The sequence below is a fragment of the Amycolatopsis sp. WAC 01375 genome (assembly GCF_003947325.1).
In the GTDB taxonomy this organism is placed as follows: Bacteria; Actinomycetota; Actinomycetes; order Mycobacteriales; family Pseudonocardiaceae; genus Amycolatopsis.
The window spans coordinates 148,747-168,400 of sequence record NZ_QHHW01000011.1 but is presented as its reverse complement, the minus strand read 5'-3'; the positions used below and the strand labels follow the sequence as shown (position 1 = coordinate 168,400).

Genomic DNA, 19,654 nt, shown 5'->3' with positions numbered 1-19,654 from the left:
TATCCCTCGAAGACCTGCAGAGATTACTCGAAGATCATCCGTCCAGAAGGACGGCCATCTCGTCACGCGCCTGGATGACGATGTCCCGCATCGCGCGTTCGGCCCGGTCAGGGTCACCGGCGTCGATGGCCGCCGCGACCTCGACGTGCAGCGCGACGGCCTCGGGCTGCGGCTCCTCCGGCATCAGCCCGTGCCCGGTGCGCCCGGCGAGCACTTCGGCGACGACCGCCGAAAGCTGCGCGAACATCGGGTTCCGCGACGAGGACAGCAGCAGATCGTGGAAGGCGACGTCGTGCCCCAGGAAGGTCTCGAGGTCCCGCTGGTGCGCCGTCTCCTCCAGTCGCTTCGCCAAGGCCCGGAGACGGCCGCCCTCTTCCGGTGTCGCCCGCAGCGCGGCATACCGGGCGGCGCACGGTTCGACGCCGGAGCGCAGTTCGGTGAGGGTTCGCAGCGCGGTCTTCCGCTCGGATCCGTCGAGTTGCCAGCGAAGCAGCCTCGGGTCGTAATGGTTCCAGTCACGCGGCTCGCGCACGATCATCCCGACCCGGCGCTTGCTGCTGGTCAGGCACATCGTTTCGAGGACGCGCACCACCTCGCGCGCCACCGTGCGGGACGCGCCGAACCGTTCTTGGAGCTCCTCCGAACGCAGCACGGAGCCCGGCGGAAGCCGCCCGTTCGCGATCGCGGAGCCGAGCGCGTCGAGTACTTCGGCATGCCTGTCGTTGCCCACCAGGTGACCCTAACGTTCTGACTCGATTAAGTAGTACTTCATCTTGCTTAAGTAGTACTTTTGAGCTGTACTCGTCCCGGCTACAACGACGTGGGAGGTACGGATGACCGTCATCGTGGTGATGGGCGTTTCCGGCTCGGGCAAGACGACCGTGGGCACGGCACTCGCCGAACGCCTCGGCGTCGACTACGCCGAAGCGGACACGTTCCATCCGAAGGCGAACATCGACAAGATGAGCTCCGGCCACCCGCTGAACGACGAAGACCGGCAACCCTGGCTCGAAGCCATCGCCGCCTGGATCTCCGACCACCAGTCCTCCGGCGGCGTCGTGACGTCTTCCGCGCTCAAGTTCCGCTACCGCGACATCCTGCGTGGCGGCGGCGACGTCTGGTTCCTGCACCTGCACGGCGACCACGACCTGCTCGCCGCCCGGATGAAGACCCGCTCCGGCCATTTCATGCCGGTGTCCCTTTTGGACTCCCAGCTCGCCGACCTCGAGCCGCTGCGCCCGGAGGAGCGCGGCCTCGTCGCCGACATCGCGAAAAAGCCGGAAGAAATCGTCGAAACCGCCCTCTCCGCTTTCGAGGACCGCTCATGACCACCACCCTCGCCGCCGCCTGGACCGGCCACGACACCCGTCTCATCGGCGCGACGGTGCTCGCCATCGCCGTGATCGTCGTCCTGATCACCAAGGCGAAGCAGCATCCGTTCCTGGCCCTCATCCTCGGCTCCGGCGTGCTCGGGCTCGTCGGGGGCATGCCGGTGGACAAGCTGATCAAGAGCTTCAGCTCCGGCGTCGGTTCCACCGTCGCCTCGGTCGGCGTGCTGATCGCGCTCGGCGCGATGCTCGGCAAGCTGCTCGCCGATTCCGGCGGCGCCGACCAGATCGTCGACACCATCCTGCGCCGCGCGGGCGACCGCACCCTGCCGTGGGCGATGGCGCTGGTCGCCGCGCTGATCGGCCTGCCGATGTTCTTCGAGATCGGCCTGGTCATGCTGATCCCGGTGATCCTGCTGGTCGCCAAGCGCACCGGGAAACCGTTGCTGCTGCTGGGAATCCCCGCGCTCGCCGGGCTTTCGGTGCTGCACGGCCTCGTCCCGCCGCACCCCGGCCCACTCGCCGCCGCGGGCGCGCTGAACGCGAACGTCGGCCTCACTCTGGCCTTCGGCCTGCTCGTCGCGATCCCGACGGTGATCATCGCCGGACCGCTGTTCGGCAGGCTGGCCGCGAAGATGGTCCCGGACGCCGTCGCGCCGGAGCGGCTCGTCCCGGAATCGTCCTCTTCGGACGGACGGCGGCCCGGCTTCCTCGCGACGCTGTCCACGGTGCTGCTGCCGGTCGTGCTGATGATGGGCAAAGCACTCGCGGACATCCTGCTGGAAAAGGAAAACCACGTCCGCCGTGTGCTGGACTTCATCGGCGACCCGCTGGTGGCCCTGCTCGCCGCGGTCCTGCTCGGCATGCTCACCCTCGGCAAGTCCGCGGGCTTCACCCGGGACAAGCTGTCGTCCACGGTGGCCGATTCGCTCCCGCCGATCGCCGGCATCCTGCTCATCGTCGGCGCCGGCGGCGGGTTCAAGCAGACCCTCGTGGACGCCGGAGTCGGCAACGTCATCACCAGCCTGGCCACCGGCGCGAACCTGTCGCCGCTGCTGCTCGGCTGGCTGGTCGCGGTCGCGATCCGGCTCGCGACCGGCTCCGCGACGGTCGCGACCGTGTCCGCCGCCGGCATCGTGGCCCCGCTCACCGCGACCATGGACCCGTCGCACAGCGCACTGCTGGTGCTGGCGATCGGCGCCGGTTCACTGTTCTTCTCCCACGTCAACGACGCCGGGTTCTGGCTGGTCAAGGAGTACTTCGGGCTTTCGGTCGGGCAGACACTGAAGAGCTGGTCGATCATGGAGACGGTCATCTCCGTGGTCGCGATCGCGCTGATCCTGCCGCTGGGCGCCCTCCTGTAGCCGAACGCGCGCGAAGGTTCCGGTTGACACGTGACCTTTTGGTCACCTATTCTTTCGAAGTGCCCGACGACGACCTGGTTTTCAAGGCCCTGGCGGATCCGACCCGTCGGTTCCTGCTCGACCGGTTGTTCGCGCGTGACGGCCGCACGCTGACCGATCTCGAGTCCGAAGTGGACATGAGCCGGTTCGGTGTGATGAAGCATTTGAAACTGCTGGAAGAAGCCGGACTTGTCGTCACGCGCAAGGAGGGCCGGGAGAAGAAGCACTTCCTCAACCCGGTACCGATCCGGCAGATCCACGACAGGTGGATCGACAAGTTCACCGAGCGCAACGTGACCGCGTTGCTCGACCTCAAAGCCGAACTCGAAACCCCAGAACCCGAAACCGAGGAGCCGTCATGACCGACACCATCACCGCCGCCACCCAGGTCTACCGCGTCTACATCAAGGCCACCCCGGAGAAGATCTGGGACGCGATCACGAAGCCCGAATGGTCGCGGAAGTACGGCTACACCGGCCTCGTCGACTTCGACCTGCGGCCGGGTGGCAAGCACGCCACCCACCCCACACCGGAATACGTCGAGGCGGGGTTCACGAACGATCTGGTCGACGGCGAGGTCCTCGAGGTCGACCCACCGCGCAAGCTGGTCATCACCTGGAAGCTGCTGATGGACCCGTCCTTCGAAAAGGAGCCGTACACCAAGCTCACCTATGAGATCGAAGAGACGAAGACCGCGGGCACCCGGCTGACCGTCACCCACGACGTCACCGACGCGCCGACGACGGCCGCGCTGGTCAACGGCTCGCAGGAGGACGTCAACGCCGGGCCGGGCGAGAACGCCGGCGGCGGCTGGGCGTGGATCCTGTCGGACCTCAAGACGCTGCTGGAGACGGACGAGCCGCTCGTCCCCGCCGCTTCCTGAGACTTCCGGCAATGCGCGTGAAGGCCTCCTTCCCTCGGCTGAGCCGAGGGAAGGAGGCCTTCACGCGTGTTCAGACCCGTTTGGTCGCGGCCTTAAGGGAGGCCTTCGCGGCGGTAGAAGCACCGATGGTGTCCAGTGCGAACAACGCCGCGCCGACCACGGGGGCCACGTCGACGACCTGGATCGAAGCCTGCGGCGCCACCTTCAGGCACCGCCGCTCGATCTCCGCGATCACCTGCGTGCCGACCCCGGTCAGCACTCCCCCGCCGAGGATGACTTCGGGCGCTTCCCCGGTCAGTTCGAGCCGCCGAAGGATGACCCCGACCAGCAGGGCGACCTCTTCGACGAATCGGTCGACCACGTCCTGCGCCACCTCGTCGCCGTCCGCCGCGACGGCGAACAGCAGCGGGCACAGGCCGTGGATCGCGTCGGAGTGCAGTTCCTCGAAGTGCAGTCGCTGCACCACTTCCAGCACCGAAGACGTCTCGAAGTGCGCGGTGACGGCGGCCTGCAAAGCCGTACCCGGACCACGGCCGTCCTCGGCGCGGACGGCCCACCACAGTGCCTCCTCGCCCAGCCGGTAGCCGCCGCCCCAGTCGCCGGAGATCTTGCCCAGCGCGGGAAACCGGTGCTCACGGCCGTCGGCGCTGACACCGGCGCCGTTGATCCCGGCGCCGCACACCACCGCCACACCCGTCCCGTCGGAACTGCCCGCGCGCAGCAGCGCGAGCGTGTCGTTGCCGACGATCAGCGTGTCGCTCCAGCCGCGTGCGGCCAGCGCGGCGTGCAGGATCTTCTCCTCCCGCGGGAAATCCAGCCCCGCGAGGTAGGCCGACGTATGTGTCGCGAAAGGACGTTCGTCGGGAATCCCCGCCCCGTGAAGGGCTTCCAGTACCAGTTTCTCCAGCGCGCGGACGCTGCCGTCGACCCCGATGTTCTGCGGGGAAGCGCCCGGCCCTCGCGACTGTCCGAGCACCCGTCCGTCCCGGGAGACGATCAGGACGTCGGTCTTGCTGTTGCCGCCGTCGATCGCGACGACGACGTCTCGTGAGCCGGCCGTCATGCCCCCGCCCACGGCAGGAACTCACGGTTGACCTGCACCAGCGTGTCGGCGAGCTGATCCGCCTTGGCGTACTGGCCGACGAGCGGATGCGCGAGCAACGCGTCGGCCACCCGGTCCCGGCCGCCCTTGATCGCCGCGTCCAGCGCGAGGTGCTCGTACGCGGTGACCCCGGCGATGAGCCCGGCGAACCGCTGTTCGACCCGCGGCTGCGCGATCGGGCGAGGACCGTTGCCGTCCACAAGGGACGGAACCTCGATGACGGCGTCGTCCGGCAGGAAGTCGAAAGTGCCTTCGTTGCGGACGTTGACGACGTGCTCCTCCGCGGGCCCGCCCGAGGTGAGCGCGTGCACGAGCTGCACCGCGGCCTCGGAATAGTAGGCGCCGCCCCGCTTTTCCAGTTGCTCCGGTTTGGTCACCACCTCCGGGTCGAGGTACACCTTGAGCAGTTCCTCTTCGACGTCGCTGACGACGTCCGCGCGCGGCCGCTCGGTGCGCTGCTTCATGACCTGCTCGTCGTGCCCGTAGTAGTACTTCAGGTAGTACGACGGCACGACGTTCATCCGCCGCATCCACTCGACCGGCGCGGTGACGTGCTCGCCGAGGAATTCCGCGTGCTCCGCCAGCAGTTCCGGCAGCCGGTCCTCGCCGTTGACGAGCACCTTCCGTTCCCAGCTCAGGTGGTTCAGTCCGGTGTGGACGAGTTTGACCTCGTCGACGCCGGCACCGAGCAGATGCGCGAACGTGCGCTGGAGGTGGATCGCGACGTTGCACAGCCCGACGGCGCGGTGGCCCTCGTTCAGCAACGCGCGGGTGACGATGCCGACCGGGTTCGTGAAGTTCACGATCCAGGTGTCGTCACCGGCGACTTTCCTCACCCTGTCGGCGATGTCGAGCACGACCGGCACGGTGCGCAGCGCCTTCGCGAGGCCGCCCGCGCCCGTGGTCTCCTGCCCGACACAGCCGCAGGCGTGCGGGAACGTCTCGTCCCCGCGCCGCGCGCGCTGCCCGCCGACCCGCAGCTGGATCAGCACCGCCGACGCACCGTCGACGCCCTCTTCGAGACTCGCGGTGGTGCGGACGCGCGCCGGATGCCCGGCGTGGTCCAGTAACCGGTTGCTGAAGTCAGCGACCGCCTCCACCCGGTACGCGTCCGGATCGATCAGCACGATCTCGTCGACGTCCAAAGTGGACCGCCGTCCGGCGATCCCGTCGATCAGCTCGGGCGTGTACGTGGACCCACCACCGACGACTGCCAGTTTCATCCCTTGACCCCTGTGAATGTGATGCCCTTGACGAAGGACTTCTGCGCGAACACGAACAGCACGATCACCGGCAGCATGATCAGCGCGGTGGCCGCCATGGTGAGGTTCCATTCCACGTGGTGCATCCCGCGGAACGACGCGATCGCCAGCGAAAGCGGCCAGCTGTCGCGGGTCTCACCGGTGTAGAGCAGCGGACCGAAATAGTCGTTCCAGGTGAAGAGGAAGCAGAACATCGCGGTGGCCGCGATCCCGGGCTTCGCCATCGGGATCAGCACCTTGAGCATCGCCTGGAACTCGTTGCAGCCGTCGATCTTCGCCGCTTCGAGATAGTCCTTCGGAATGGTGAGGAAGAACTGCCGCAGCAGGAAGATCGAGAACGCGTCGAAGAAGAAGTACGGCACGATCAGCGGGACCAGCGTCCCGGTGAACCCGAGCCGCACCCACAGGTCGTACAGCGGCACGACGGTGACCTGCGGTGGCAGCATCATCGCGGCCACGGTCAGCATGAAGAACAGGTTCTGCCCGCGGAACTTCAGCTTCGAAAGCGCGTACGCCGCCGGGATCGCCGAGATGAGCGCCCCCAGGGTGGCCAGCGTCGAATACAGCATGCTGTTGCCGAAATACTGCAGCAGCGGCGCCTTTTCGAACACCTCGATGAAGTTCTCGAAGTGCCATTCCTTCGGCCAGAAGTTCGACGAAAGCGCCTGGTCGCTGGACATCACCGCGGTGAGGAACACGAACAGGATGGGCAGCATGAAGATCACGCCCATCGCGATGCCCACGCTGTGGGTCGCGATCCAGTACAGCTTCTTGTCCCATTGGCGCCGCACCCGCACCCTCGGCGGTTCGGTCACCGGCTCCCGCCTGCGGGTCTCCGAAAGCGTGATCATCCGCCTTCCTCCTGATGCTGGGACTTGCGGAGCTGACGCACGAGAATCCAGGTGAATCCCGCCGAGACGATGAACAACAGCACCGCCATCGCGGCCGCGTAGCCCATGTTGAAGTACCGGAAACCCTGGACGTACAGCCAAACCGGATAGGTCAGCGTCGAGTTCTGTGGTGCGCCGATGAACTTCGTGTTACCCGCGACGTCGGCCGCTCCCGCGGCCGCGGATCCCGCGACGATCGCCTGGGTGAAGAACTGCAGCGCGAAGATCATCGAGTTGACGATGCCGAACAGCAGCACCGGCGAGATCGACGGGAGCGTGACGTGCCAGAACCGGCGGACCGGCCCGGCGCCGTCGAGCTGGGCGGCCTCGTACTGTTCCTGCGGCACGTCGAGCAGCGCCGCGAGGATGATGATCATCAGCTCGCCCGAACCCCACATCACCAGCAGGGTCAGCGCGGGCTTCGACATCGCCGGATCGTTGAACCACAGGCCGCCGTCGATGCCGACCGCTCCCAGGAACGCGTTGACCGGCCCGTATTCCGGGTTGAACAGGAACACGAACGCCAGGGTCGCCGCGGCGGGCGGGGCCAGCGACGGCAGGTAGCAGAGCGTCCGCACCAGGCCGACACCCGACTTGAGCCGCGAGATGATCGACGCCACACCGAGTGCGAACACGACCCGGCAGAACGTCAGCACGATCACCAGCCACAGCGTGTTGTACGCGGCGGTGCCGACCAGCTGCTCGCTGGTGAACATGCGGATGTAGTTGTCGAAGCCGATGAACTCGGGCGCGTTGATGAGGTCGTACCGGGTGAACGAGTAGTACACCGTGGCGATCAACGGGTAGCCGAAGAAGATCAGGAACCCGAGCATCGCCGGGGCGATGAAGTAGAAGACTGTGCGACGGCGGCGCGCTGCGTTCCCCTTCCGCGTCCGGCTGGACGCGGAAGAGGAACCGACCGCCCTGGAGTCCAGGGTCGTGGTCATGCGATCAGCCGCCGGCGCGTTTCTGGGCCAGCTCGTCGTTGATCTGAGCGTCGACCTGCTTGAGACCCGCGACCATGTCCGGGATGTTGCCCGCCTGCCACTTCTCGGCGAAGTCGTTGACCGCCTTGAGGTGCGCGTCGCCGATCGGGGTCGACGGGTTCGGCGTCAGCTTGCCGCCGTTGTACAGATCGAGGAACGTCTTGAACTCCGGCGTGACCTCGAGCTTCGGGTCGGTCAGCGCGGCCTTGGTGCTCGGCACGTTCTTGAGGCCGTTGGACAGCTCGACCAGCGTCGCCGTGTCGAGGGTGACCTGCTTGATCAGTTCCCAAGCCGCGCCGGGGTTCTTGGCGCCCTTGGGGATCGCGATGATCGTGCCCGTGGTGAACGCGCCGCCGTAGCGGTCCGGCTTGCTGTCGAGCACCGGCGGGGCCGCCGTGCCGAACTTGAGCTCCGGCGCCTGGTCCTTGATGAAGGCCGTGCGGTACTCGCCGTCGATCATCATCGCGAGCTTGCCGCGCTGGAAACCGTGGTCCGCCGAGTACTCCTCGCCGAGACCGGCCTTGAACTGCTCGACCTTGGCGTGGCCGCCGTAGAAGTCGACGAGTTGCTTCTGGAAGTCGAACATCGCCTTCCACTCGGGGCTGTCGGCGATATGAGACTGCCCGTCCGGGCCGAGGTAATTGGCGCCGAAGTTCGGAGCCCAGTACTGCGCCATGTTGGCGTAGAAGGGCATCGACGGCATGAAGCCGGCGACCTTGATCGAGCCGTCCGGGTTGAACTCGGTCAGCTTCTTGGTGGCCTCGAACAGTTCCGAGGTCGTCTTCGGCGGCGACGTGATGCCCTTCGCCGCGAACATGTCCTTGTTGTAGTAGAAGCCGTAGACGTCGGCGAGCAGCGGCATGGCGCACCGCTTGCCCTGGTACTCGGTGTAGCTGCGGACCGCGTCGGGAATCTGCGTCAGGTCGATCTTGTCGCGGTCGATGTAGGGCTTGAGATCCTGGAAGCTGCCCGTGGAGCACCACGCGCCGAGGTTGTCGGTGAAGAACGAGATCGCCACGTCCGGCGGGTTGCCACCGCGGATGGACTGGGTGATCTTGTCGTCGTCCTGCTGACCTTCGTGCTTGATCTCGATGTTCGGGAACTTCGCCTTGAGCTTGTTGAGCCCGGCGGTCACCACGTTGTACTCGCGGTCGGTGAACTTGCTGTAGACGGTCAGCGTGAGCTTCGCGTCCGCGGCCGGGGCGGCCGCCGCGTCGCCCGACCCGCCGTTCGGGCCGCTTGCGGCGCCCGAACAGGCGGACACCAGCGCGGCGACGGTGACCGCGCCGAGCACTATCGAGCCGCGCCAACGGCGGCCACTTCTCCGAACCTGGGTCGTGGAACTCATGACCCTCCTCCTAGTTGGTTGGGGCGGGAGACGGTGGTTCTGTTCGTGAATCCGGGATCGCCACGATCGGATTTGGCTCTCCCGCCCCGGACCGTCTCGGCCCGAGGAGCGAAGGGGTGTTGACGCCGAAGACGTCCCTGCGGACGGTGGCGAGCGCCGATTGGAGCGCGCCCGCGCGGACCGCGTTGCCCTGCACCGAAGCGACCCCGACCGGGGTGCGGGGCAGGACCAGTTCGTGCAACCTTTTCGCGACCAGCGCGGCGAATTCGTCGCCACCGGCACGGCTGGTGTCACCGGAAAGAAGCACGAGTTCGGGGTCGACGACCGCGATGAGGCCGGCCGCGCCACCCGCGACGCGACGGGCCAGGTCGTCGAGAAAAGGTTCGTTGTGGTTCTCGCGGGCCTTGGTGACCGCGTCGGCGCCGTCCTCGGCTTCGATACCGTGCGCGGCGGCCAGCTCGACGACGGCCGGGGACGCGACGAGGTCACCGAAGCGATCTCCGGCGCGGGGCTTTTCGTTCGGTGTGGCGACGGAAACCGGATCGGGCACCCGCATCCAGTCGATCTCGCCACCACCGCCGGTCGCGCCGCGCAACAGCCTGCGGCCGACCACCACCGCGCCACCGACGCCGTCGCTGAGCCAGATCATCACGAAGTCGTCGAGCCCGACGGCCTGGCCGACGGTCATCTCCACGATCGCGACGAGGTTGACGTCGTTCTCGATGGTGACCTCGACGCCCAGTTCGCGGCTGAGCCTGCGCGGCACGTCGAAACCGAGCCAGCCGGGGATGTGCGGCGCCGAGGACAGCAGGCCGGTGCGCGGGTCGAACGCGCCCTGCGCGCCGATGACGACATGGCGGAGATCGGTGGCGGCGAGACCGGCACTGTTCGCGACGCTGGTGAGCGCCGCGCCGAAGGTGCCGACGACGTCCGCGCCCTCGTGGACCGGCAGCGGGACCTGGTACTCGGCGAGCACCGCGCCCGTGACGTCGGCGACCACGAAATCGGCTTGCTGCGGCGTCAGGTCCACGGCCGCGACATAGGCGACGCCGCCGTTGACCTGCCAGAGCTGCGCCCTCGGCCCGCGGCCCCCACCGCGCACGCCCGCCTTGGTGACGACGTCGTCCTGCTCGAGGCGGGTGAGCAGCTGCGCAGTCGCGGGTTTCGACAGGCCGATCGCGACTTCGAGCTCCGAGCGCGTCAGCGGGCCGTCCCTCAGGAGGACCTCGATGGCCGCGCGATCGTTGATCTCGCGCAGCATTCGCGGACTGCCGGCTCGCACTTGGGCTCGCTCCCGACTTCGTTAGGAAACTTTACAGACGGTTTCCGGGGACTGTAGTGAGCCGAACCACAGCCGTCAACGGCGCGGGGAAACGGGGAGGTAACGCTTGGCGTGTTCCGCACAGCGGGTATACGTACCGGTGCGGAGGGTGTCCGGTTCGAGGCAGGCGGGTGGACCTGCTTCGTGAGTGGTAATGCCGCACGGATCGCCGCTCACGGCGCCTCGGCGGGCGGTATCGCGTGATCAAGTGGACGACACGCGTGATCCGGCGGACGACACGCGTGACCAGGTGGACGGCACACGCGTGTCGTCCATCCAGACACGTGAAGGCGCCGCTCACGGCGCCTCGGCGGGCTGACGATGGAGGATTTGGGACGTTCAGCGTCCCAAATCCTCCATCGTCGCGAAGGGGCTTCGATCCTGGGCCTTGTTCAAGCTCAAGCCTGAGCCGCGTGCGCCAGGGTCAGACGCCTGCCCAGGCCGCCAGCATCACGCGCGCGATCGACGAGTTCCCCGGCAGCACCAGCTGCCGCGTACCACCGGCGATCGGGGTCGGCACGGCGCCGGCGTTCCGCAGCTGGCTGTTCGCGAAAGCGGCCCGCACCTCCGCGCGCGAAACCCAGAAGGCCTCTTCGATCTCGCCCTCCGCGGGCACGATCGTCGAGGAGATGTCGGCCCGCGCGGTGAAGCCGAGCATGATCGACCGCGGGAACGGCCACGGCTGGCTGCCGAGATAGCGGATGTCACGCACGTCGACGCCGACCTCTTCGCGGATCTCCCGCTCGACACAGCCTTCGAGCGACTCCCCCGCCTCGACGAAACCGGCGAGGATCGAGTAGCGGTCCGGCGGCCAGATCGGCTGCCGTGCCAGGAGGACGTGCTCGCCGTTGACACCGGCGTCGTCGTGCACGAGGCAGATGACCGCCGGGTCGGTGCGCGGGTACTCCTCACGGCCGCAGCCGGTGCACTTGCTCGCCCAGCCCAGCTGGACGACCTCGGTCGGGCTCCCGCAGCGCGTGCAGAACTTCGCCTGCCGGCGCCAGGCCTGCAACGCCTGCGCGGTGGTGAACAGCCCGGCCGACGCGTCGTCGAGCAGGTCGCCGTAACCGCGCAGGTCGACCCAGATCTCGCCTTCGTACCGCGGGACCTCTTCGACGACACCCCAGCTGCCCGCCATTTCGACGGTCTCGGTCTCCCCGGAGGGGCGGCCGGGCAGCGACCAGTAGTCGATGCCCTGCCACTCCCCGAGGAACACCGCATCGACGGGCGGCTCGGGGCCGACGTCCTGCGTCTTGCGGGTCGCGAGCGTGCCCGAAGCCTCGATCACCGGAGTGCGCGCGTGCTCGTCGAGCAGCACGACCCGGGCGTTCGGCCAGCGCTCGGCGAGCCTGTCCGGGTTGGTGCGCAAGGATTCCTGACGGTCCGCCATGGAGCGCGAAAGCGTCGGGAGCGCACCCAACTCGAACGGTGTCTCCATCAGGAGGGCTCCCCGACCGTCACGTCGCCCAACGCCTCCAGCTTCGGTGCGAGGACGTCGGCGTCACCGACGACGACCCCGGTGAACCGCTTGGGCGCGAAGAACTCCAGTGCGGCGTTCGCGACGTCTTCGGCGGTGACCGCGGCGAGCCGTGCCGGGTGCTCGCCGAGCCACTCGACACCCAGTCCGGTCGCGGCGAGCGCGGCCAGCTGTGCGGCGAGCCCACCCTGCGACGACGCGGACGTGACCAGCGAGCCGATCGCGTACTGCCGCACCGACTCGACCTCGTCGGCGGTCGGCGGCACGAGACCGAGCCTGGCCAGCTCGTACCGGGTCTCCATGAGCGCGGCCGCAGTGGCGTCGGTGGCGGTGTCCGCGTCGATGTTCACCACGGCGGTCTGGTCGGTGAACTCGAATCCGGAGTGCGCGCTGTAGGTGTAACCCTTGTCCTCACGGATGTTCTCGACCAGCCGCGACGAGAAGTACCCGCCGTACACCAGGTTCGCCAGCTGAAGTGCCGGGTACCGCGGGTCCGTGCGCGACACGGTCTGCGCCGACAGCCGGATCTGCGACTGCACGGCACCGGCCCGCGGCACCAGCAGGACGTTGCCGCCGGCGAGATCAGGCAGCACGGGCAGGCGGACGGCTGAGCGGTCCGAAGCCCAGCCGCCGAACGCCTTCTCCAGGTCGCCGATGACGGTCTCCGGGTCGATGTCGCCGACGATCACCAGCACGGATCCCCGCGGCAGCACCGAAGCCCGGTGCAACGCGCGAACCTGTTCCGGCGTCACGACGGCCACGTCTTCGGCCTGCGGGACCTCCCGCACCGCGGGGTGGTCGCCGTAGCGGTGCTTCTGCAGTGCCTCGCGGGCGATCGTCCTCGGCTGCGTGCGGGAGACGGCGATCCGCTCGATGAGCCGCTCACGTTCCCGCTCGACCTCGGCGTCCGCGTACGAAGCGCCGGTGAGCGCGTCGGCGAGGACGTCGAGCATCGTCGGCAGGCCGTCGGCGAGCGAGGTACCGGTGATGGCGAGCCGCTCCGGGTCGACGCCGGACGCGAGGTCGCCGCCGATCAGCGCCAGATCGGCGTCGATCTCGATGCGGTCGCGGCGGGCGGTGCCGGTCAGCAGGGTCTCGGCCAGCACTTCGGCGGTGGCCGGGTGCAGTTTGTCTTCACCGGCGAACGGGATCCACACCCGCAGTTCGACCAGCGGCACGGTGGGCTTGCGGACGGCGAGCACCCGCAGCCCGTTGCTCAGCGTGGTGTCCACATGGGACAGATCGGCGGCGGCGCGCTGCGTCCCCAGCGGCGGGACCGGCCGCGGCCCGGCGGCCGTGCGGCCGATCTCCTCGGCGGTGCGGTGCGGTGCGCTCACTGCTCGGTACCTTCCTGGTCTGAAGATCCACTGCCCGGGCGGACGACGAGCACGGCGCGCGAATCCGGCCGCAGCGCCTTCGCCGCCGCCGAAACGGCCTCCCCGGTGACCGCCGAGATCTTCTCGGCGAGCCGGTACACCAGCGACGCGTCGCCGTACAGCAGCTCGAAAGAGCCGAGCGCGAGCGTCCGGGACACCAGCTTGTCGTGCTCGGAGTGCAGGCTCGCGGCCCAGCGCGCGGTGACCTTCTTGATCTCCTGGTCACCCGGCGGCGTGGCGGCCAGCTTCTCCAGTTCCTCGTCCAGCGCGGTGAGGACCTGGTCGGTGCTCACGTCCGGCGGGTGGATCGCGGTGATGGTGAAGGTGTCCGGGTCACGGGCCTCGAACGGGCCGAACAGCCCGGCGCCCGCGCCGATGTCGACGACCAGCGGCTCGCGGTGCACCAGGCGCTGCTGGAGCCGGGAACCGTCGCCGTCGGTCAGCACGCCGGCGAGCACGAGGTTCGCCAGGTAGCCGTCGAGGTCGTTGATCGGATCCGGCATGCGGTAGCCGACGCCGACCGCGGGCAGCGGGGCGTGCGGATCCACCTGCTCGCCGCGCAGCTCGCCCTCGGGGGCGGGCTCGGCGAACGAGGGACGCTCGGGCGCGGGCCGGTGCGGCACGTCGCCGAAGTGCTTCTCGATCAGCTCGCGGGCCTGCTCGACGGTGAAGTCACCGGCGACGGTCAGCACCGCGTTCGCGGGCGAGTAGTAGGTGTCGAAGAAGGCCGCGCAGTCGTCCAGGGTGGCCTGTTCGAGATCCTCGAAACCGCCGTAACCGTTGTGCGCGTTGGGGAACGTGGAGTACAGCACCGGCGGGAGGGTGATCCACGGGAACCCGCCGTACGGCCGGTTCAGCACGTTGAGGCGGATCTCCTCCTTGACCACGTCGATCTGGTTGGCCAGGTTCTCCTGCGTCAGCTTCGGCGCCCGCATCCTGTCCGCTTCGAGGAACAGGGCGCGCTCGAGAGCCGCGGCGGGGAGGACCTCGAAGTAGTCCGTGTAGTCCGGATGGGTGGAGCCGTTGAAGCTGCCACCACTCGACTGGACGTGCCGGAAGTGCGCGAGCTTCTCCAGGCTCTCGCTCCCCTGGAACATCAAATGCTCGAAGAGGTGCGCGAAACCTGTGCGCCCTTCGGGCTCGGAACGGAAGCCCACGTCGTAGTGGACGCTGACACCCACCACCGGAGCGGTCGCGTCGGGCGCGAGCACCACGCGCAGACCGTTGTCGAGGGTGAATCGGACAAGCTCGGGATCGGCCATGCGCACCACCCTACGGGCTACTCAGGCCTCCAGGCGACGACCCTGGCGGGTCGCGGCGAAGGTTCCCACGAGTGCGGCGGTGAAGTCGCTCACCCGCGAGAGGTCCGCCTCGTCGGCGCCTTCCCTGCCACACCAGTAGATCTTGGGCGGACCCTTCAGTCCGGCGAATCCGGCGACCCAGTCTTCTTGTTCGCCGAGAGCGAGCGCATACGGCAGCGCCCGCGAGAGGAGCACCTCGCGTTCGAGCTTCGGGACGGCCGCCGCCTTGGTCTCCAGCAGCGCGTCACGGACGCCGAGCAGCCGCCGGTGCAGTGTGACGCCGGCCCCGGTGCGCGCCGGGAGCCACCGGGCGGCGACGGCGAGTACCGCGCCCGCGGCGATGACGATCAGCCCGAGCTGGGCGTAGCCGACGGTCAAGGCCAGCAGGACGGTGAGGAACAGCCCGTAGAAGCAGACGCGCAGGCCGATGCCGGTGAGCCTGCCGGGCAGCCGGGAGTACCAGCGGCGTTCGACGACGCTGGCGTCCAACGCGTCTCGCACCCTTTCGATCCCGACCCTCGCGGACTGGAGCTCCGACAGCAGCACCGACTCCCGTCCCTCCGGCAGCAGGACGTCGAACACCGCGCGTTCGTAGGCGGTCAGCTGCTCGTCCGGCGGATTGCGGCGGACGAGCCGCCAGCCGGTCAGCTCGCCGGGCTCCTCGGTCACCCAGAGGTAGTTACGGACGGCGAGGTCGACGACCGTCGCGGCCAGGTCGACGGCGTCGGCACGCCCCGTGAGCACGGTCCCGACCTGCCCGGGCAGCACGCCGTCGGGTGACGAGAACGCGGCCTGGTCGTCCTTCCCGGTGAGCAGCCGGACCGGAAGCGCGTCGCCCGGGTGCTTGTCGCGCCTTCGCAGCAGGCCCAGCGCCACGGCGGCCACGACCAGCGCGAGCGCGAAGCCGCCCCAAGCCCAGCCGACCGGAGAGGTGAGCACGAACGCTCCGGCGAAGGTCTTCGACGGCTCCAGTCGCACGTTCGCCGGGACGGTGCCGCCGGGCAGCTCGACCGAGATCTCCATCCGCTGTCCGGCCGCGAGACTCTGCTGGCTGAACCGGGTCAGCCCGGAATGCGCGATCTGGGCGGCCCCGCAATGCGCGCGCGAACCCTCGGGCCCGGCGTAGCAGGTGACCGCGTTCGGGATGGACGGCGCCGCGAAGCTCGCACGCACGAGTTCGAGCCGGGCGTCCCAGCCGCCCGCGACCTGCCAGCCGACCCGCACCAGGCCGTCCGCTTCGGTGACCGCACCGTCCACTGTGTACCGGACGATCGAGGTGCCGCCCCTGAGCTTGACGGTGAACTCGTCTTCGGTCAGCTCGGAGTTGCCCGCGCCCTCGATGACGACGTCGCGGATGCCGATGATCCGGTCGCGGTCGTGCGGGGCCGCCGTGCGGAGCGGGATCCGGCGGGTCATCGTCGCCTCGCTCGGCACGGACACCGCCTCGACGACCGAAAGGGCGCCGTCGCGTTCCACCTTGAGCGAGATCTCCGCGCTGTTGGGCAGCGAGGGCAGCTGCGGTTCGCCTTGCGCTCCCGCCGGTGCCGCGCTCAGCACCAGCAGAACGAGCGCCAAGACCACGCAATTCGGCACCAGCTTGCGATAGTTGCGCGTGCAAGGATCGCAAGCCGGTGCCGAATCGCGAGTCTTCATGATCAGGCGGGGACCGGTTCCGGGCGGAGCGAGCGCAGGTGCCCGGATTCGGCGAGCAGACCGTCCAAAGCGGACAGGAACGACGGAAGGTGCGCGGCGAACCGGCGCAGATCCCGATCGCCCTCGAGGCCGCCGAACCAGTACAGCCCGGCCGAGCCGTCCGCCGACGGGTCGAGCCCCTCGAACGTGCGGAGCCAGTGCTCGGTGTCGCCGAGCACGATGGCGTACGGCAACGACCGGGAGAACACCAATTCCCGGTCCGCCACGGGGATGTCGGCGACCTTGACGGTGTGCAGGTACTCGAGCAGGCCACGCACCTGCCCGACCAGCCGCCTGCCGCGCGAGGTCCGCGGCGGGAGCCACGAGGCGCCCAGCAACGCGGCGACCCCGGCGAGCACGACCGCCACGCCGAGCAGCGCGTGCCCGGCCGTGAAGGTCAGCACGACGGTGCCCACGAGACCGAGCGCCACCAGGCCGATGCCCGCCCACGTGAGCTTGCTCCTGCCCTTGTCCGGACGGCGGGAGAACCAGGCCTTGCGCACGACGTCCGCGTACATCGCCTCCCCGGCGACGCGGAGGTCGACGGTGCCGCGGCCGCGGAGTTCCGACAGCAGCACGGAATCGGTGCCCTCGGGAAGGAGCGCGGTGTAGATCTCGCGCTCGAAGGCGGCGAGGTGCTCATCGGGCGCGTTGCGGCGACTGATCTGCCAGTCGACCGTGCCCGCGCCGCGCACCTCGGCGATCCACAGATAGTTGCGGACCGCGAGGTCGACCACCGTTCCGCTGACGTCCACGACGTCGACCGTCTCGTCGACGACCGTGCCGACCTGACCGGGCAGGACACCGTCGGGCGAGGCGAAGGAGACCCGATCACCGTCTCGCATGAGGACGTCGACCGGGCCGGTTCCCGCCGTGAGCGCGCCCTTGTCGCGACGGCGCAGCAACCAGACGGCGAGCGCGCCGAGGATCAGCGCCAGCGCCAGCGCCCCGAAACCGAGACCGGCGACGGTGGTGAGGGCGAACGCTCCGCCGACCGAGGCGATCTGCTCGAACCGCGCGTTCGCGGGCACCGTGCCGGCCGGAAGTCCGACGGCGAGGTCGACCCGTTCGCCCGCCGCGAGTTTGTCCTGCTCGACGCGGACGACGCCGCTGTGGTCGATCTCCGCGAGCGAACACTGCCTGTCCGAGCCGAGCGGCCCGGCGAAACAGTCCACTGTGGGCGTTTCCTGTGTCGGCGCGCTGAACGAAGCGGACACGCGGGACAGTTCGCCGTCCCAGCCGCTCGCCACCTGCCAGCGCACCTGCTGCGCGCCGTTGACGTCCGCGACCGCTCCGTCCACTTTGTACTTGAGGGTGGCCGCTCCGCCGTCGAAGGTGGCGACCAGCTGCTCACCGTTCGACTCGGCCTTCCCCGCGCCTTCGACCGAGACGTCACGGACGCCGTAGACACGGTCCTGCTCTTCACCGGCGGGAACCTTCAACGGAATCCGGCGTACCAGGTGCTGTCCACCCGGGACGGTCACCTGCTCGGTGATCGACACCGAACCGTCGCGTTCCACCTTCACCGAGACGTTCGCGGCCGCGCCGCCCGGCGGCTGGAGCAGCCCGAGCTGGCCGCGTGCGCCGATCGGCGGCGGCTTCGGCAACTGCGGCGCGTTCGTCAGCGAAGGGCCCGCTTCGGGCGCCTCCGGAACGTTCGTATCCGACGGCGGGGCCATCAAGGCCGAGCTCGCCGCGACGGCCACGACCGCCGTCCCCCATTTCGTCAACACAGCCACACACCTTAGGGCAGCCGATCTATGCTGACCGCCGAAACGCCGAATCGCCCCACCTGGGCGAACGGCGTTGCCGAACCGCATGGGGGATCCACTCGATGAACCAGCAGCCGCCCGGCGCGCCTGATCCGCGGCGCCGGCCGACTCCGCCGCCACCGCCGCACGGTGGCCGCCCGCTTCCGCCGCCGGGCGCGCGTCCGCTGCCACCGCAAAGCGGCCGCCCGCTCCCGCCACCCGGAGCACGGCCACTGCCGCCGCGCGGCGGTCCGGGCCCTGTCCCGCCCGGCCGCCCCGGACAACCGCCGGTCTCCCGGCCGACGCCGGTCCCGCCGCCGTTCCGGCCGGGTCCGCCGAGCGGCGGGATGCCGCTGCCCCCGCCGGGCGCGGCCCCGCTGCCGCCGCCGCGGATCGGCGCACCTGTCCCGGTCGGCCCGCCGCAGCTTCCGTACGGCCCGCGTTTCGCTCAGCCCGCGTTCACGCCGTACGGCGGATATCGCGCCAAGAAGTCCAACGGCGGGGTGATCGCGGCGGTCGCGATCGTCGCCGTGATGGCGGTCATGGGCGGGTTGCTGATGGTCGTCACCATCGCGAACGGCGACTCGCGTCACACCGCGGATGTCGGGTACTCCAGTTATTCGACGACGTCCTCTTCGGACTACACGACCACCACGTCCAGCGACACGTCGACGGCGACGAGCACCCGTTCACGCGATTCGACCGCCTCGCGCGAAACGTCGGCGGGCTCGACCCGGGAGACCTCGGCCAGCCGTGCCCCGTCCGGCCCGCAACCGCACTACAAGCTGGCGGACAACCCGCTGTGGCTCGATTCCCAAGTCGGCCTGCCGAACCAGCCGTGCAACCTCTCGCGCTGGGCGAACAACCCGGACGCGGCCGCGGCGTTCTTCGAAAGCGCGCGGCCCTGCCTGGACAGCGTCTGGCAGCAGGTCATGAAGTACACGAAACTGCCGTTCCGGGTCCCGACCGTGAAGTACCCGTCCGGCAAGAACTGGTCAAGCCCCTGCGGCGACGCCAGCAACGGCTCGGTAGCGGCGTTCTACTGCTCGCAGAACGAGACGCTTTACATGCCGTACGAAGGCCTTCAGGTCCCCCAGTACGGCAACCGGCCTGGGGTCTATCTGGCCCTCTACGCCCATGAGTACGCGCACCACATCCAGGCGCTCTCCGGTATCTCGAAGGCCTATTGGGACGCGCGATACGAAGCGGGCACCGACTCGGCGGCGGGCCTGGAGATGTCGCGGCGCAACGAACTTTCGGCGCAGTGTCTGTCCGGGACGTTCCTGGGCTCGACGGTCGGCCGCGGCGGTTCGGTCGACCAGGCGATGTACCGCGACGCCTGGCAGACCCAGGACCGCGGCGACCACAACGGCGGCCCGCGCGACCACGGGTCCGACGCGCACGCCGTCTCGTGGTGGCAGCACGGCGCGCAGAAGAACCGGCTGTTCCAGTGCAACACGTGGGCGGCCAAGCCGGCCGACGTCTCCTGACCCGCTCGGGTTTCGCGCGGCTCGGTCCGTGAAGGGCGCGAGCG

17 protein-coding genes are annotated in these 19,654 nt (G+C 69.1%); 5 read left to right on the top strand and 12 right to left on the bottom strand.

Annotation, left to right across the window (positions count from 1 at the left end; translation table 11 throughout):
* Positions 1 to 34 precede the first annotated feature (34 nt).
* Positions 35 to 730, bottom strand: a complete 696-nt coding sequence (locus DL991_RS04125; RefSeq protein WP_125781070.1) for a FadR/GntR family transcriptional regulator — start codon at positions 728 to 730, stop codon at positions 35 to 37.
* Between the two features lie 103 nt (positions 731 to 833).
* On the opposite strand from DL991_RS04125, the gene DL991_RS04120 reads away from it, so the two are divergent.
* The 4 genes from DL991_RS04120 to DL991_RS04105 are packed head-to-tail and all read left to right on the top strand — an operon-like array spanning position 834 to position 3,614.
* Positions 834 to 1,328, top strand: coding sequence for a gluconokinase (locus tag DL991_RS04120; protein WP_125781069.1), 495 nt, complete (start codon positions 834 to 836; stop codon positions 1,326 to 1,328).
* Positions 1,325 to 2,692 (top strand): gluconate:H+ symporter, encoded by a 1,368-nt coding sequence (locus DL991_RS04115; protein ID WP_125781067.1) that lies wholly within the window; start codon positions 1,325 to 1,327, stop codon positions 2,690 to 2,692. The genes DL991_RS04120 and DL991_RS04115 overlap by 4 nt, the downstream gene beginning before the upstream one ends.
* 59 nt (positions 2,693 to 2,751) lie before the next feature.
* Positions 2,752 to 3,093 carry a helix-turn-helix transcriptional regulator gene (locus DL991_RS04110; RefSeq protein ID WP_125781065.1) on the top strand — a complete coding sequence of 114 codons (342 nt, stop codon included), beginning with the start codon at positions 2,752 to 2,754 and terminating at the stop codon, positions 3,091 to 3,093.
* Entirely contained in the window at positions 3,090 to 3,614 is a 525-nt protein-coding gene (locus DL991_RS04105; protein WP_125781063.1) for an SRPBCC family protein, read from the top strand. Before DL991_RS04110 ends, DL991_RS04105 begins: the two co-directional genes overlap by 4 nt.
* 70 nt (positions 3,615 to 3,684) lie before the next feature.
* Here the strand turns inward: DL991_RS04105 and DL991_RS04100 are convergent, their stop codons facing one another.
* The 11 genes from DL991_RS04100 to DL991_RS04050 all read right to left on the bottom strand — a co-directional run bounded on the left by DL991_RS04100 (position 3,685) and on the right by DL991_RS04050 (position 18,048).
* The gene (locus tag DL991_RS04100) at positions 3,685 to 4,689 is read right to left on the bottom strand and encodes an N-acetylglucosamine kinase (RefSeq protein ID WP_199753807.1); all 1,005 of its coding nucleotides are present in this window, start codon (positions 4,687 to 4,689) and stop codon (positions 3,685 to 3,687) included.
* The gene (locus DL991_RS04095; RefSeq protein ID WP_125781059.1) at positions 4,674 to 5,939 is read right to left on the bottom strand and encodes a 6-phospho-beta-glucosidase; all 1,266 of its coding nucleotides are present in this window, start codon (positions 5,937 to 5,939) and stop codon (positions 4,674 to 4,676) included. The genes DL991_RS04100 and DL991_RS04095 overlap by 16 nt, the downstream gene beginning before the upstream one ends.
* The gene (locus DL991_RS04090; RefSeq protein WP_125781057.1) at positions 5,936 to 6,829 is read right to left on the bottom strand and encodes a carbohydrate ABC transporter permease; all 894 of its coding nucleotides are present in this window, start codon (positions 6,827 to 6,829) and stop codon (positions 5,936 to 5,938) included. The genes DL991_RS04095 and DL991_RS04090 overlap by 4 nt, the downstream gene beginning before the upstream one ends.
* Positions 6,826 to 7,815 (bottom strand): carbohydrate ABC transporter permease, encoded by a 990-nt coding sequence (locus DL991_RS04085; protein ID WP_199746275.1) that lies wholly within the window; start codon positions 7,813 to 7,815, stop codon positions 6,826 to 6,828. The genes DL991_RS04090 and DL991_RS04085 overlap by 4 nt, the downstream gene beginning before the upstream one ends.
* Positions 7,816 to 7,819: 4 nt before the next feature.
* The gene (locus DL991_RS04080; protein WP_125781054.1) at positions 7,820 to 9,202 is read right to left on the bottom strand and encodes an extracellular solute-binding protein; all 1,383 of its coding nucleotides are present in this window, start codon (positions 9,200 to 9,202) and stop codon (positions 7,820 to 7,822) included.
* Positions 9,203 to 9,212: 10 nt separating this feature from the next.
* Positions 9,213 to 10,463, bottom strand: a complete 1,251-nt coding sequence (locus DL991_RS04075; protein WP_125781201.1) for an ROK family transcriptional regulator — start codon at positions 10,461 to 10,463, stop codon at positions 9,213 to 9,215.
* A gap of 484 nt (positions 10,464 to 10,947) precedes the next feature.
* Positions 10,948 to 11,961 (bottom strand): NAD(+) diphosphatase, encoded by a 1,014-nt coding sequence (gene nudC / locus DL991_RS04070; RefSeq protein WP_125781052.1) that lies wholly within the window; start codon positions 11,959 to 11,961, stop codon positions 10,948 to 10,950.
* Positions 11,961 to 13,337 (bottom strand): pitrilysin family protein, encoded by a 1,377-nt coding sequence (locus DL991_RS04065; protein WP_125781050.1) that lies wholly within the window; start codon positions 13,335 to 13,337, stop codon positions 11,961 to 11,963. Before DL991_RS04065 ends, nudC begins: the two co-directional genes overlap by 1 nt.
* Positions 13,334 to 14,638 carry a pitrilysin family protein gene (locus DL991_RS04060; RefSeq protein WP_125781048.1) on the bottom strand — a complete coding sequence of 435 codons (1,305 nt, stop codon included), beginning with the start codon at positions 14,636 to 14,638 and terminating at the stop codon, positions 13,334 to 13,336. The genes DL991_RS04065 and DL991_RS04060 overlap by 4 nt, the downstream gene beginning before the upstream one ends.
* Before the next feature lie 21 nt (positions 14,639 to 14,659).
* On the bottom strand, positions 14,660 to 16,270 hold the full coding sequence (locus tag DL991_RS04055) for a DUF2207 domain-containing protein (RefSeq protein WP_125781046.1): 1,611 nt from the start codon (positions 16,268 to 16,270) through the stop codon (positions 14,660 to 14,662).
* 62 nt (positions 16,271 to 16,332) lie between these two features.
* The gene (locus DL991_RS04050) at positions 16,333 to 18,048 is read right to left on the bottom strand and encodes a DUF2207 domain-containing protein (protein WP_370305545.1); all 1,716 of its coding nucleotides are present in this window, start codon (positions 18,046 to 18,048) and stop codon (positions 16,333 to 16,335) included.
* Positions 18,049 to 18,203: 155 nt separating this feature from the next.
* On the opposite strand from DL991_RS04050, the gene DL991_RS04045 reads away from it, so the two are divergent.
* The gene (locus DL991_RS04045) at positions 18,204 to 19,610 is read left to right on the top strand and encodes a neutral zinc metallopeptidase (RefSeq protein ID WP_233598655.1); all 1,407 of its coding nucleotides are present in this window, start codon (positions 18,204 to 18,206) and stop codon (positions 19,608 to 19,610) included.
* Positions 19,611 to 19,654 lie beyond the last annotated feature (44 nt).

Bases quoted from the DNA above. Each gene is read 5' to 3' on its own strand.
- DL991_RS04120 (WP_125781069.1), top strand. From the start codon at position 834: ATGACCGTCATCGTGGTGATGGGCGTTTCCGGCTCGGGCAAGACGACC.
- DL991_RS04115 (WP_125781067.1), top strand. From the start codon at position 1,325: ATGACCACCACCCTCGCCGCCGCCTGGACCGGCCACGACACCCGTCTC.
- DL991_RS04105 (WP_125781063.1), top strand. From the start codon at position 3,090: ATGACCGACACCATCACCGCCGCCACCCAGGTCTACCGCGTCTACATC.
- DL991_RS04095 (WP_125781059.1), bottom strand. From the start codon at position 5,939: ATGAAACTGGCAGTCGTCGGTGGTGGGTCCACGTACACGCCCGAGCTG.
- DL991_RS04090 (WP_125781057.1), bottom strand. From the start codon at position 6,829: ATGATCACGCTTTCGGAGACCCGCAGGCGGGAGCCGGTGACCGAACCG.
- DL991_RS04085 (WP_199746275.1), bottom strand. From the start codon at position 7,815: ATGACCACGACCCTGGACTCCAGGGCGGTCGGTTCCTCTTCCGCGTCC.
- DL991_RS04080 (WP_125781054.1), bottom strand. From the start codon at position 9,202: ATGAGTTCCACGACCCAGGTTCGGAGAAGTGGCCGCCGTTGGCGCGGC.
- DL991_RS04075 (WP_125781201.1), bottom strand. From the start codon at position 10,463: ATGCTGCGCGAGATCAACGATCGCGCGGCCATCGAGGTCCTCCTGAGG.
- nudC (WP_125781052.1), bottom strand. From the start codon at position 11,961: ATGGAGACACCGTTCGAGTTGGGTGCGCTCCCGACGCTTTCGCGCTCC.
- DL991_RS04060 (WP_125781048.1), bottom strand. From the start codon at position 14,638: ATGGCCGATCCCGAGCTTGTCCGATTCACCCTCGACAACGGTCTGCGC.
- DL991_RS04050 (WP_370305545.1), bottom strand. From the start codon at position 18,048: ATGGCCCCGCCGTCGGATACGAACGTTCCGGAGGCGCCCGAAGCGGGC.
- DL991_RS04045 (WP_233598655.1), top strand. From the start codon at position 18,204: ATGAACCAGCAGCCGCCCGGCGCGCCTGATCCGCGGCGCCGGCCGACT.